At 71.7% G+C, this 12,449-nt stretch carries 12 protein-coding genes and 1 other RNA gene; 2 read left to right on the top strand and 11 right to left on the bottom strand.

Features of this window, described 5'->3' with window-relative positions:
• Nucleotides 1-12: 12 nt before the first annotated feature.
• The 11 genes from QRY02_RS43705 to QRY02_RS43655 all read right to left on the bottom strand — a co-directional run bounded on the left by QRY02_RS43705 (nucleotide 13) and on the right by QRY02_RS43655 (nucleotide 11,194).
• Nucleotides 13-615 (bottom strand): hypothetical protein, encoded by a 603-nt coding sequence (locus QRY02_RS43705; protein WP_285988551.1) that lies wholly within the window; start codon nucleotides 613-615, stop codon nucleotides 13-15.
• Between the two features lie 3 nt (nucleotides 616-618).
• A complete protein-coding gene (locus QRY02_RS43700) occupies nucleotides 619-2,703 on the bottom strand; it encodes a magnesium transporter (RefSeq protein WP_285988550.1) in 2,085 nt (694 codons plus the stop codon).
• Nucleotides 2,700-5,654, bottom strand: a complete 2,955-nt coding sequence (locus tag QRY02_RS43695; RefSeq protein WP_285988549.1) for an ATP-binding protein — start codon at nucleotides 5,652-5,654, stop codon at nucleotides 2,700-2,702. Before QRY02_RS43695 ends, QRY02_RS43700 begins: the two co-directional genes overlap by 4 nt.
• Before the next feature lie 3 nt (nucleotides 5,655-5,657).
• Nucleotides 5,658-6,194, bottom strand: coding sequence for a hypothetical protein (locus tag QRY02_RS43690; protein ID WP_285988548.1), 537 nt, complete (start codon nucleotides 6,192-6,194; stop codon nucleotides 5,658-5,660).
• A 12-nt stretch (nucleotides 6,195-6,206) separates the two neighbouring features.
• Nucleotides 6,207-6,473, bottom strand: coding sequence for a hypothetical protein (locus QRY02_RS43685; RefSeq protein WP_004562703.1), 267 nt, complete (start codon nucleotides 6,471-6,473; stop codon nucleotides 6,207-6,209).
• 457 nt (nucleotides 6,474-6,930) lie between these two features.
• Nucleotides 6,931-7,071, bottom strand: a complete 141-nt coding sequence (locus QRY02_RS43680) for a hypothetical protein (RefSeq protein ID WP_285988547.1) — start codon at nucleotides 7,069-7,071, stop codon at nucleotides 6,931-6,933.
• 57 nt (nucleotides 7,072-7,128) lie between these two features.
• Nucleotides 7,129-7,983 (bottom strand): SCO6745 family protein, encoded by an 855-nt coding sequence (locus QRY02_RS43675; protein ID WP_285988546.1) that lies wholly within the window; start codon nucleotides 7,981-7,983, stop codon nucleotides 7,129-7,131.
• A gap of 64 nt (nucleotides 7,984-8,047) precedes the next feature.
• An RNA gene (rnpB, locus tag QRY02_RS43670) (RNase P RNA component class A) lies at nucleotides 8,048-8,452 on the bottom strand.
• Between the two features lie 20 nt (nucleotides 8,453-8,472).
• Nucleotides 8,473-9,708 (bottom strand): NAD(P)/FAD-dependent oxidoreductase, encoded by a 1,236-nt coding sequence (locus QRY02_RS43665; RefSeq protein ID WP_285988545.1) that lies wholly within the window; start codon nucleotides 9,706-9,708, stop codon nucleotides 8,473-8,475.
• A complete protein-coding gene (locus QRY02_RS43660; RefSeq protein WP_285988544.1) occupies nucleotides 9,705-10,517 on the bottom strand; it encodes a ferredoxin in 813 nt (270 codons plus the stop codon). Before QRY02_RS43660 ends, QRY02_RS43665 begins: the two co-directional genes overlap by 4 nt.
• Before the next feature lie 8 nt (nucleotides 10,518-10,525).
• A complete protein-coding gene (locus QRY02_RS43655) occupies nucleotides 10,526-11,194 on the bottom strand; it encodes a DUF4142 domain-containing protein (RefSeq protein ID WP_285988543.1) in 669 nt (222 codons plus the stop codon).
• Between the two features lie 248 nt (nucleotides 11,195-11,442).
• On the opposite strand from QRY02_RS43655, the gene QRY02_RS43650 reads away from it, so the two are divergent.
• Both QRY02_RS43650 and QRY02_RS43645 read left to right on the top strand, forming a co-directional pair.
• Nucleotides 11,443-12,021, top strand: coding sequence for a sigma-70 family RNA polymerase sigma factor (locus QRY02_RS43650; RefSeq protein ID WP_285988542.1), 579 nt, complete (start codon nucleotides 11,443-11,445; stop codon nucleotides 12,019-12,021).
• Complete coding sequence (locus tag QRY02_RS43645) at nucleotides 12,018-12,425, top strand: hypothetical protein (protein ID WP_285988541.1); 408 nt, start codon at nucleotides 12,018-12,020, stop codon at nucleotides 12,423-12,425. Before QRY02_RS43650 ends, QRY02_RS43645 begins: the two co-directional genes overlap by 4 nt.
• Nucleotides 12,426-12,449: the final 24 nt, after the last annotated feature.

Raw genomic sequence — 12,449 nt, 5'->3', positions numbered from 1 at the left:
GGCGCCGCACGGTCAGCTCGCCTGGTCGTAGTCGGCGACCCGCCAGCCGGCGTTCGTGCTCACCACCGTGATGGCCAGCTTCGGCCCGTCGGTCGGGACGGTGACCTGGACCGACTTGGGGTACGACGTGCCGGCGACCGGCTCACCGGTGACCTTCGTCGCCGGGATGTTCGCCGGGTCGACCGTCGACATCACCGGCAGGTACTCCTCGGTGGTGAACGGCTTCAGCTGCGCCAGCCACTGCTCGGAGGTCATCCCGGCCGGGTGGTTGACCCAGGCCGCGGCCCACTGCTTGGCGACGCGGATCGCGTCGGTGTTGGGCGTCGTCGGCGTCGGCGTGGCCAGCGGCGTGGACAGCCGCGTCGGCAGGTTGGACGTCGGGACCGGCGCCGCGATACCCGGCGCGGTCGTCGTCATCGAGGTGGTCGTTCCCGGCCCCGGTGGCGACGCCTTGGCCTGTGGTTTTCCGACGACCTTCGGCAGCACGACGCCGAGCGCGGTGACCAGGATCGCCAGGAACACCAGCGTTCCCATGAGGTGGCGGGGCGAGCGCAGCGGCCAGCCCCACAGGCGCCGGTAGACCGCGGTGCGGCCGCGGTTGGTGCGGATCGGCATCGGTCACCGCCCCATGACGTGGTCGGTGTCGCGCGGTTCCTCGCGGACCTCGATGCCCCGCGACGGCCGGTACAGCACGAAGACCGGCTTGCCCGCGACGACTTCGGGGTCGACGCGACGCGGCTGGGCGCGCACGCCCGGCATCCGCGGGGCGTCCTGCGCCGGGAAGTCGCTGAAGCCGGATTCGGGCGCGCGCAGGTCGGACGGCACGACGACGGGCTCGGGCTCGTCGCTCCAGCGCCGGTCGGCGACCGGCGAGGTGTCGACGCGCCGACTCTCCTCCCGCGTCGTCGGACGGCCACCCGCGCCGACGACGACGTACTCGCCGCCGTCGCCGTTGGCCGGGTTGTACTGGCCGAACACCGGGGCACCGGGACGGCGGCCCGCGGGCAGCGCGCCCGCGGAGCCACCGCCTCCGACGGCACCCGGCCACGCGCCGGACCAGGCGGCGGCCGGGCGGGAGGCGTTGGAGCCGTTGTCGAGGCGCTGGGCGTTGGCGAAGATCGTGGCTTCCGGCCGGAACCGGCCACCGCCGGCGGTGGCGCCGAGCGGACCGCGCTGCTCGCCGTCGACGACGTCGTCGGTGTCGCGCACGTTCTGCCAGAACTCGTCCTGCGGGGTCGGGCCGCTGCGGTTGCGCCGGAACCGGGAGAAGATCCCGCCGCCGGGCGACGGCACGGCGGCGCCGACCATGCTGACCGACATCTCGACCATCTGCCACAGCCGCCGCACCGGCCGCCCGACCATGAACAGCAGCACGGTGATGAGCCCGGCGAGCACCATCTGCGTGAGCATGTTCAGCGAGTTGCCGGCGTCGAAGATGGCCTGCAGCAGAAGGGCGTGCACGCCGGCGAGCACGGAGAGGACGACGAGGTTGAAGGCAACCCCGCCGGCCACCTTGAGCACGCGGCGCAGGATCTCCGGGTGCAGGAGGGCGACCAGGCCGATCAGCGGCGCGGTGAGCGCGAAGAGGCGGATGAGGACCTGCGCGAGCAGGACACTCGCCTTGGCCAGGAGCTGGAAGAGCGAGTAGACGAGGGCCTGGCCGAGGGAGAGGAACCCGGCACCGGTGCGACCGCCGGCTTCGCCGGTGAAGTAGCCGGTGGCGGGGCCGAGTTTGGTGGAGATGTCCTTGTAGGCGTTCTTTTTGCCGTCGATGACGGCCTGGTTGCCGTCGTCGCCGTTGCGCAGCTGCGCCCACGTGAACGCCTGCGCGTCCAGCAACGGACGGCCGAACTGTTCGGCCTGCGGCGCGGTCGGCGAACCGAACTCCCCGCGGATCCAGTTCTTGTAGACGATCTCGTTGTGCAGGTTCGTCGGCAGCACGTGCCGCACGACGCGGTTGTCGGCGTCGTCGACGAACCCGGCCTGGATGTTCGTCGTGGTCTGGACGATCGCCTTGTCGATCGGGTCGAAGTACCGCAGCATCGCCAGCGACGACGCGGCGAGCCAGACGCCCGCCAGCGCGTACAGCGCCCGTTTGCTGACCGCGGCGAGATCACCGCGCCAGATGTTGCGGAACAACATGATCGACATGACCAGCGCGACCAGCCCGAACAGCTGGGCGTAGATGTTGTTGTAGACCTTCTCCGCGCCCGACTTCACCGCGCTGTAGAGCGGGTTGAGCAGGCCGCCCTCGAGCACGGTGTAGTGCAGGGAGTTCGTCGCACCGACGATGTTCTTGCCCAGGTTGAACAGCTGGTTGCCGCCCCAGGTGTCGAGCGTCGAGCCCGGTGGCGTCAGGCTGATGCCGGAACAGTTCGTCTCGAAGGTGTTCCAGACGAGCCCGGCGTAGCTGTAGTCGACGTACGGGCTGCCCGCCTCACCGTGGCCCTCGGCGGGGTCGATCGCGCCGACCATGCCCGCGCCGGGGCGTTCGGGGTTCGGGGCCTCGCCACAGGCCGCCGCGCTCGCCGCCGGGGCGGTCGCGATGGCTTGCAAGCCAAGGACGAGCATGACCGCGAACATCGTCGCCTTGCGCCCCGGCGTGCGCCGCCCCGGCCGCGGACCTTCCTTGATCCGCCGCTTCAGCGAGTGCCACCCCGCGGCCAACGTCAGCAGGACCGCCAGCGTCAGCACGGTGTTCATGCGGCGTCCCGGCCGGTGCCGCCCTTTCCGCCTGAACGGGCGTGTTGCTGTTGCCCGTTGGACGGCTGGACGCCGCCCTCCACTTCGCCCGTCTCGGATGCCAAGGGGTCCGGTGCGCCCAGGAGGTTCTCGTCGGCCAGGCCGACCTCCAGTTCCGCCGCCAGCTCGAAGTCCTGCTCCAGCTCGATGTCGTCCTCCGGCGGGACCGCGACGTACGGCTTCTTCTCCTCCGATGGCAGCGCCAGCTCGTTGCCCGGACGCCTCGAGGGCGCCGCGTCCTTCGAACCCGGTGTCGTGTCCATGACCGCCCGGAGGTGGTCCAGGTGCGGGCCGGAGAAGTCGACGCGGATGCGCTCCACGCCGCCCGCGCCGTCGCCGAAGATGAACTGGCGGGGCTCGACGTCTCGCTCCAAGCCGCGCTGCTGGGCACCCGGACGGCGCCCCAATGCCGCCACGACCTGCTCGTACCCGACTCCGACGGGCACCTTCAGCAGCCGCAGCGCGTCGGCCTGGGCGTCGTCGTCGTCCAAGCGGCCGACGAACACCGAGTCCAGCAGGGCCACGAAACCCTGGATCTTCAGGAAGTCCGCCGGGATCTGGGACGACAGCAGGACACGGACGTTCCACTTGCGCGAGTCACGCGCGAAGCGGTTCATCAGCACACGCCCCGTCGGGACCTCGGACAGGAAGAACGCCTCGTCGATCCAGACGCCCTTGCGCATCTCCTTCGGCTTCTCGTACACCGACCGCTGGGTCAGCCACGCCGCCAGGTTCAGCATCTCGACGCCGAGGGATTCCGCGTCCGTCCAGTACTCGCGCGGGACACCGTCCTTCGGCAGGGTCAGCCCGGCCATCGTCAGGACCGTCAGGCGGTCGTCGCGGGTCTCGGAGTACGGGTCGGCGTCCGTCTCCGGGATGAGCAGCGCCATCCGCTCGCGCATCTCGTCGAGGAAGTCCGCGACGACGCCCGCGTGCTCGTGGTGCTCCGAAGAATCCCGGCGCAGGGCATCGATCACCTGGCCCGGGTCCGCGTCGAAGCGGCCCCCGACGGCTCGCACCGCGCGCAGCAGCACGATCCGCGTCTGCGCCATGCGCGACACCTCGTACGGCAGCACACCGCTCAGGACATCGAGGACGAGGCGCCTTCGGGTGGCACCCGCAAGGGCTTTCTCCCGGCGCCAGGAGCGCTCGGGGTCGTCCTCGTCCATGAAGTGCTCGATCAGCGGCTCGGCGACCACCCGGTACGGGTTCAGGATCCCCGGCTGGGCGTTGAGCAGGTTGATCGGCCGCGCGTACGGCCGCAGCTCCGGCAGGTCGCACAGGCGGGACAACGGACCCGAAGGGTCGAGGATCGTCCAGTTCGCCCCGGCGCGCAGCGTCTTGTAGACGATGCCGCCGCCGAGGAACGACTTACCACCACCCAGGCCCGCCACCATGGCCGTCAGGCCGGAGCCGTCGCGGATCTCCTGGGCCATCCACGGGTCCCAGGCCACCGGGCGCCGGGTCGCCGTGCACGTCTCGCCGAGCAGGATGCCGCGGCGGTCGCCGACCTCCGCGGTCGCCGTCGGGACCGCCGAGGACGCCCAGACCACCGAGCCGCGGCGCATGTACGCCGCCGAGGCCAGCGGCTCGCCCGGGATGAACTCCCGGGCCATCGCGTACTGGGCCTCGGGGTGCTCGATGGCGATCTTCGGCTTGTACAGGTCGAGCAGCTGCTGGGCCAGGCGCAGCGCGTCGCGCTCGGTCGGACCGGACACCGCCAGCCGCCACCAGGACCGCACGCGGGTGGCCAGCGCGGTGAAGCCCGACGTCATCTCGTCGTCGATCTCCAGCACCCGGCCGGCCTGCCGGGACAGCGACTGCGGCGGTTCCAGCTCGTGCTCGTCGGTGTAGTGCTTGACCTGCGAGCGCACCTTGTTCATCTGGCGCTGCAGCTCGCTGGCGACCTCTTCGGGGCGCCGGACGTAGATGCGCGCGGACACCTCGACCGCCGCCGGCAGCCGGTCGGCGTGCTGGATCCACGGGTCGTCGACCTCGGGGATCTGCAGGCCGTGCATCTGCCCAACGGTGAGCACGGCCAGGTGCCGCGAGACGCCGGCGTTGGAGCCGGTGCGGCCGCGGACGGTCACGGTCGGCGCGTACGGGTCGGCGTAGTAGTCGGCGGCGTCGGTGAAGCTGGCCAGGTCTTCCGGCTCCCAGGCCGCGCCCGGCACCGCGGGCATGTTCCGCGGGGCGGGCAGCCCGAGGGAGCACGAGCGGTGCATCAGCCAGGACATCTCCTCGGCGTGCACCGGGCGGCCTTCCAGCCCGGCGCTGCCAATGACCTGGTCGAGGTGCTCGACCTCGGAGTCCAGCGCGGTCAGCTCGGCGTCGACGGCCTCGGGGAGGATCTTGCGCAGCACCGGCGCGGCCCGTTCGACCGCGCGGTCGACCATCCGCCGGGTCTGCACCTGGACGCCGATGTAGACCTCTTTTTCGGCCATCGAGCGGCCCATCAGCTGCTGCTGCTCGCCGATCAGGTAGTCGTCGAAGGACAGCGCGCCCGGGACGTCGCCGGGGCGGTTGTGGGCGTTGTAGACGTGCGCCTCGGCCCACATCCGGATCGGGTAGGGGCGGTTCGTCACGCGCAGGTGCAGCCAGCGGCCCTGCAGCTCGGCGTACTGGCCGGCGATCGCGGCGATCAGGTCGCGGCGCTGCGAGTCCGAGCGGAACGACCAGCGCTGCGGCGCCAGCCGGTACCAGGCGTAGACCTCGACGCCGGTGCGGACCAGGTGCCCGTCGATGCTGCGCACCGCGATCGACGGGGTATACGCGGGAATCGCCTGCTCACCGGGCAGGCGCGCCTTGTTCCCCGAGCCGTTCCGCGACGCGCGGACCTGCTCGGGCGGTTGCCATCCGCCCGAGTGGGTGTCCCGACCCCGTTTTCCTCGGCTACCGCCGCGACCGAACAACGACTACCTCCCGGCCCGAGCCGAGTTGCCCCGGCTCCGACGCGCTCGTGGTGCTCCCTGGTAAATCGGCTCAGTGGCGCGAAGCGCCCCCATCGAGTGTGGTGGCGGGGGCATGGGTGAAGCCGCACCCGGCGGGCCGCCGTGGTGCTGGTACTGCCGCCTGCGGCGGTGCTTCGGCAGCGGGCGCTCGGCCCGCACCCGGACGCGGCTGGCGCTGACCGCGCCCCCGGTGCCCGTGGTCCGTGCGCGGGGGGTGTTCAGCTCGCGGCCGGCCATCGCGACCACGGTGCCGAGCGGGCGCTCGTGGCTGATCTTGGCCGTGAGCAGGCGGGTGATCGCGATGGTCGCGATGAACCCCCACGCCGTCGAGAAGAACCCGAAGCTCCACCCCGCCCAGCGTTCGACGCCGAGCACGACGAAGAACGTCGGGATGCCGATGAGCCAGGCGACGTACCGGGCTCTCCAGGGAAAAGTCGCTTTCGGCGGGCCGAGCCACACAGCGTCGACCCGGTAAACCTCGTCGTCGGTCCTGATGCGCACGCGGACCCCGTCTCAGCCGGTGAACAGGCCGGCGATCCACTGGCCCACGTTCACGCCCGCGCCGCTGACCGCGAGACCGATGATGGCGAGCGCGATGACCACGCCGGCGAGCCGGCGCATGACACCGGCGTTGTCGCCCTTACCGCCGCCCAGCCACAGGAGCAGGAGTGCGACGGCCAGCAGCACCAGGGGGATGACGTTGTCGAGCAGCCACTGGCGCACGTTGCCCGTGCCCAGTTCGCCGGCGGCCAGCGTGTCGAGGGTGGTCAAGGTCATCATCGCGATACTCCCGGTGCACGGTGGGGCCCGCGCGGCTCTGGCTCAGGCGGTGCTTCGAACAACATCATGGGGGCTACGAGGGGTAGTGGTCAAAGTGCGCAGCGTAGAGACCGGCTGGCTCGTCAACCGGCGCGCTGCGGATGGCACACGAAAACTCCACGCCCACCATCATCGCGGCAAGGGCCCTCGGGTTGAACCCCGGCCACCCATACTTCTCAGTGTGCTGACGAACTCACCCCATTGCCCGGGATTTGCTCACTCTGGGTACTGGTGCTCTGGCCGTTGTGCGGCTTGGAACAGTGTTGCATGACACGAACGGCCGCGTCTCCCGAGCCCGCTCTGTGACGACGGTCGGCCGGTCGGCGCCCATGTCGATCTTGACCGCGAGTGCTGTCCGTCACGGGGTGCCCGATACTTCACAACTTTTTCACTACATAGCGTGATCTTGACCCGTCGATCAGTTCTGGGACCGGCGGAAGACGCCGTCCGGGAAGGCGCCGGCTTCGACGACCCGGCGGCTGAGCCCATCGCGGGCCGCGTCAGCCAGTGAACGGCCCTTCTGCCGCTCACCAGCCAAGATGATCTTGAACTCTGGCACGGGACATCCTGATGTACGTGCGCACGATGTTCCGGCGGACGTGATCTCGGACCGCGATCAGGCCTTGCCCTGACGGAAGACGCCGTCCGGGAAGGCGCCGGCTTCGACGACCCGGCGGCTGAGCCCGCGGCAGAGTTCTTCGAGCCGGGCGGTCCGCTCGGCGCCGAGGTGGAGCCACGGCGCCCGCGCTGCGGACTCGGTCGCGATCTCGACCGCGGCGCGGACGGCGACGCCCGCCTCGGTCAGCCCGCCTTCGGCGTCGAGGATGCCGCGGCCGGTGAGCGCTACCTCGGCGGCCGTCCACTGCTCGTCGCTCCAGCCGCGGGTCAGCTTGGCCGGGGCGGTGGCGAACCCGCGGCCGGTGGCGACGTGGGTGACCAGGGCGTCCAGGCCGCTCAGGCCGTTCAGCACGAGGGCGGCGATGTGGCCGTCGCCGCGGTACTCGCGGAGCAGCGTGATCGCGTGCCAGAGCACGAGGTGCGGCTCGCCCGGCCAGGCGAGCCCCGCGTGCGCGGCGTAGAGGGGACGTCCTTCGCCGGTGCACCCGTTGCTCGCCTCGCGCGCGAGTTCGGCCGCCTCGGCGACCTCGTCGCTCTTCACGTGGTCGCCGAGCAGGCGGGTCAGCGCCTTGTCGACGCCTTCGAGCCGGGCGTCCAGGACCTGCTCCGGCGTCGCCAGGGACCAGGCGCGCGGGATCACGCGGGCGACGACCTCGGGGTTGAAGTTGTAGAAGGTGGCCGCGACGACCTCGGGCCCGACGGCGCCCATGGCCGCGGACCGGCTCGCGAAGTACGGCATCCGGCCCGGTCGCAGGCCGATGCCGGTGAGCGCGGCCTCGACTTCGGGCGCGAAGTACGAGAAAGCGTGCAAGGAATCGAAAGCCGACTTGAACCGCTTCTCGTCACCCGCCATAGCGGCACCCTACTACCGGGTAACCACGCGCGGGAACACGCGACGCCCCTCGGGGGACGGGAGGCGGACGAGCTGGCATGTAAGCCGGATCCTGTTCCCCGGTCGCCTTGCGGCTCGCGGGGCGGCGGCCATCCATCTCGGCCTGCCGTTGCCGGCAGGCTCCAGCGGCCTACCCGCAGGCTCGGACGGGCCGTCCTCGAACGCCTGCGCAGGAGCCCGGGGGCTCCCTCTTGGCCTTGCTCCGGGTGGGGTTTACCTAGCCGTCCCGGTCGCCCGGGACGCTGGTGGTCTCTTACACCACCGTTTCACCCTTACCCCCGCCCGCGCGAAGCACGGACGGGGGCGGTCTGTTTTCTGTGGCACTTTCCCGCGGGTCACCCCGGGTTGCCGTTAGCAACCACCCTGCCCTGCGGAGTCCGGACTTTCCTCGGGCCGGGTCGCCCCGGCTCGCGACCGCCCTGCCAGCTCGTCCGCAGGCTGGATCGTAGCTCAGCGGCCGGCCACCGCCCCGCTGTGGTGGCGGGGCCGGACCTCGGGCGGCGGCTCGGCGGGCGTCGGGTGCTGGCGGGCGAGTTCGGCCGTCCAGTGCAGGACGGCGGCGGGGCTGTCGAGGCCGATCAGGCCGACGAGCCGGCCCTGGCGGACGAAGCCCGTGATGGGCCGGGTGCCCGGCACCGGCGACTCCAGCAGCACGGTGTCGGTGGCGAGGGCGGGCCGGCCGGCGACCTGGATGCGGACGCCGTGCTGTTCGGACCAGTAGCGCGGCACCGGCGTGTAGGCCGGCGAACCCTGGGGGCCGGCGAGGAGGTTCTGGGCGGCGGCGCGGCTCATCTCGACGGCGTTGAGCCAGTGCTCCTCCCGGTGGGGCGTGGGGTCGAAGCGGAGGTTGGGCCAGCGGGCGACGTCACCCGCCGCGACGATCGTCGACGAGCCGACGACGTGGCAGGTGGGTCCGCAGACCACGCCGTCGTCGAGCGGCAGCTTGGCGCCGCGCAGCCAGGACACCGCCGGGACGCTGCCCACGGCGACGACGACGCAGGCGACCTCGAGGGCGCGGCCGTCGGCGAACTCGAGGCCGACGTGCGTGGGTGCGGGCCGCCAGCGGCGGATCGTGGTGCCGAGTTCGAGGCGGACGCCGCGGGCGGTGTGCAGTGCCGTGAGCCATTCCCCGATGTCGGGCCCGAGGACGTCGGCCAGCAGGGACCTCGCCCGTCCGAAGAGGACGACCTCGCGGTTCATCTCGCGGAGGCTGGAGGCGACTTCGCAGCCGATGAAGCCGTCCCCGATCACCGCGACCGGGCCGGGGTTGGTGGCGAGGGCGCGCTGCAGGGCGATCGTGTCGGAGAGGGTGCGGACGACGACCACGCGCGGGTGGCCGTGCGGCGCGCCGGGCATCCGGCGCGGTTCGACGCCGGTGGCGATGATCAGGCCGTCGTAGTGCAGTTCCTCGTCGCGGAGGTGGACGACCTGCCGGTTCGGCGAGAGCGCGGTCACCGGCGTGTCGAACCGCCATTCGGCGTCGACTTCGAGCGGGTCGGCGAGCAGCGTGTCGGCCCGGCTGACCGCGCCGGTGAGCAGCTGCTTGGACAAGGCCGGGCGGTGGTAGGCGATGTCGGGTTCGGCGCCGAGGACCACGACTTCGCCGTCGAACCCGACTTCGCGCAGCCGTTCGGCCGCGCGCAGGCCGGCGAGGCCGGCTCCGGCGATGACGATGCGTTCGCTCATCGGGTGGCTCCCAACAGGTGGATGGCTCTCATGGGGCAGGCGCGCGCGGCGGCCTGGACGTTCGGGACGAGCTGGGCACCCGGGCGCTTCTCGTAGGCGAGCTGCCCGTCGAGGCCGAGCTGGAAGACCTGGGGCGCCTCGGACTGGCAGACCCCGTAGGCGTGGCAGCGCTGGCTGTCGACGTCGACGCGCACGGTGGCCGGCTCCGGGTCGTCCTCTTCGGGCGGCGGCGTCACCAGGCCGGCGCGGGCGAGCACCGCGGCGGGCAGCACGCGCAGGACCGACAGCAGCACCGGCGGGACGAGCAGCGTGAGGCCGGCCAGCCAGACGACGGCGAGGTGCCCGCTCGAGATGGCGCCGAGCCAGGCGTGCACCGCGAGCAGGCCGATGGCGAGGTACCCGGCCTGGTGGAAGCGCAGCCACCGGCCCTCGCCGGCGCTGCGGCGCAGCCCCGCGGTCACGGACACCGCGATGACGAGCTCGAGACCGGCGATGCCCAGCGCGTGCCGCGGCGTGCCGTCGTAGAAGGGCAGGAGCAGGTCGGCGACGCCGAAGGGGTCGTCCTCCAGGAAGAGGAAGGTCAGCCCGTGCAGGGTCCCGGTGGCGAGGGTGAACGCGGCGAGCACCACGTGCCCGGTGCGGATCGCGTCCTGGCCGCTGAACCGGCGGACCCAGCCGGTGGCGGCCAGGACGCCCCAGCACAGCGTCAGGCACATGCAGAGGTAGGTGAGGCGGCCGGACAGCGCGGCGGCCTCGGCGATCCCGGTGTCGTGCGGCGACCCCGGGACCAGCGCGGCGGAAAGGGACATGGGGCGGCTTACCTCCGGGTGCGCGGCGAGGGCCTGCCGGGGGTTCCGAGCAGGCGGAGCAGGCCGAACGTGGCGACGGCGGCGAGGGCCACGAGAACGGCACCGGCGGCGACGGCACCGCCGCCGAGGGTGTCGTCCTCGGTGGCGGAGACGAGCAGAGAGGTGGTCTCGGCGAGCCCAGTGCTCTCGAGGAGCGTCAGGTGCCCGAGCGAGGTGTCGACGGCGGTCTGGGCGAACGCGCGGACGTCGTCGTCGCGGGTGCCCGCGCGGACGTCGGAGGCGAGCCCGAACAGCGTGCCGTACTCGGCGCGGACGCGGTTGACGTAGGCGCGGTCGAACGCGTCGCCGGAGTCGGCGGCGATCTCGTCGGCCCAGCCGCGCTCCTGGTCGGTCGGCTCCCCCGGCAGGGTGACCGCGAGCCGGTCGGCGACCGCGCGCAGGGCGACGTCGAGGCGGGCCTGGTCGTCGGCGATGCGGACGGCGACGGCGCGCACCCGCCGGTTGGTGGCCCGCTCGGCGGCGAGCCTGCTCGACGGCCCGGCCCACAGCGTGTGCTGCTTCAGCCGGGTCAGCAGGGCGCGGTCGGTCTGCTGCAGTTCCCCGGCCGACGCCGGGACGGCACAGCCCAGCACGAGCGCGGTCGCAGCGGCCAGCAACGCCACGAATCGGAGCGGCATCCCCGTTGTCCCTTCGCGAAGGAGTCCTCACCTCCTGTTACGGCGAGAAGGTGCGATCCGGTTCTCGCCGTCACCTTTTAGTGACCTGTGACGTGCATCACAAGACACATTGTGAACCACCCCGCGATGGCCGTCGTCGATGCTGCGTCGAATTAAGTCGGGAAACTAATGCATATGGCCTATTAAGTGTTTTTGCGCTACGCTCCGATGACCCCACGGTCCGCCAGTCAGGTGAGGTTGCGAGCTTTATGGAAGCACCGGGAACAGAAGGTCGCGGCCGCGTCGGCTACGCGTCGTCCGCGACTGCGGTCGACACCGGCCTCGCCGCGGGAGACGACCTCGTCCCGCTGCTCTACAAAGACTTCCGCGCCACCCTGTTTGCGCAGGTCATGAGCCTGACCAACCATGACCGGCAGTGGACCGAAGACGTGGTGCAGGAGACCATGATCCGCGCCTGGCAGCACTCCGACACGCTCGAGCGCGAGCCCGGAATGCTGCGCGGATGGCTGCTCACGGTGGCCCGGCGGATCGTCATCGACGGCTGGAGGAATCGCCGCGTCCGCCCGCAGGAGGTCGCTCTGGAGATCCCGGAAAACGCCGAGTCCAAGGACCGCGCGGACAGCTCGTTAGCAGCGCTAACGATTACTCGGGCATTGCGGGAACTGGACGCCAAATATCAGTCCGTCATCTACGAGACGTATCTCGCGGGAAACACCGTTCGACAGGCGGCGGAAATTCTCGGAATTCCGGAGGGAACTGTCAAATCGCGGTTGTACACGGCGATGCGGCAATTGCGGAAGGCGCTCGGCGAAGTGACGATCCGATGAGGGGGCGGAAGGGGGACGCCGCCGCCTACGGGCTCGGCGTCCACGATGACCCGGAAGGGTTCGAAGCCCACCTGCTGGGCTGTGCCCGCTGCCGGGGCCGGGTCTCCGGCTTCACCCCGGTGGCCGGCGCGCTGGCGGAGGCGGTGCGGCTGGGCTACCTGCCGCCGGGCGACGGTGCGGCCCGGCGCCGGAAGTCGGCCGGGGCGGCGGCCCTGCGGGGGCCCGCGGCCGGCCCGCTCCTGCTGCTCGCGCTCGGCGTGGCGACGATGGCCATCTGCGCGGCCCGGCCGGCCACGGGGAAGATCCGGTTCGCATCCGCTGCGTCCATCGTCTCCCCTGGTCAGGTCGTGGCCGGTACCGGCCGTGGTCCGCGGTGTCTCCCGTGGTCGGCCGGTTTCCAGTAGTCTGCCCCAACCCAACATGAAAGT

This window comes from Amycolatopsis sp. DG1A-15b, assembly GCF_030285645.1.
Taxonomy (GTDB): Bacteria; Actinomycetota; Actinomycetes; order Mycobacteriales; family Pseudonocardiaceae; genus Amycolatopsis.
The sequence above is the reverse complement of the archived record's forward strand: the minus strand, read 5'-3'. Positions and strand labels throughout refer to the sequence as shown.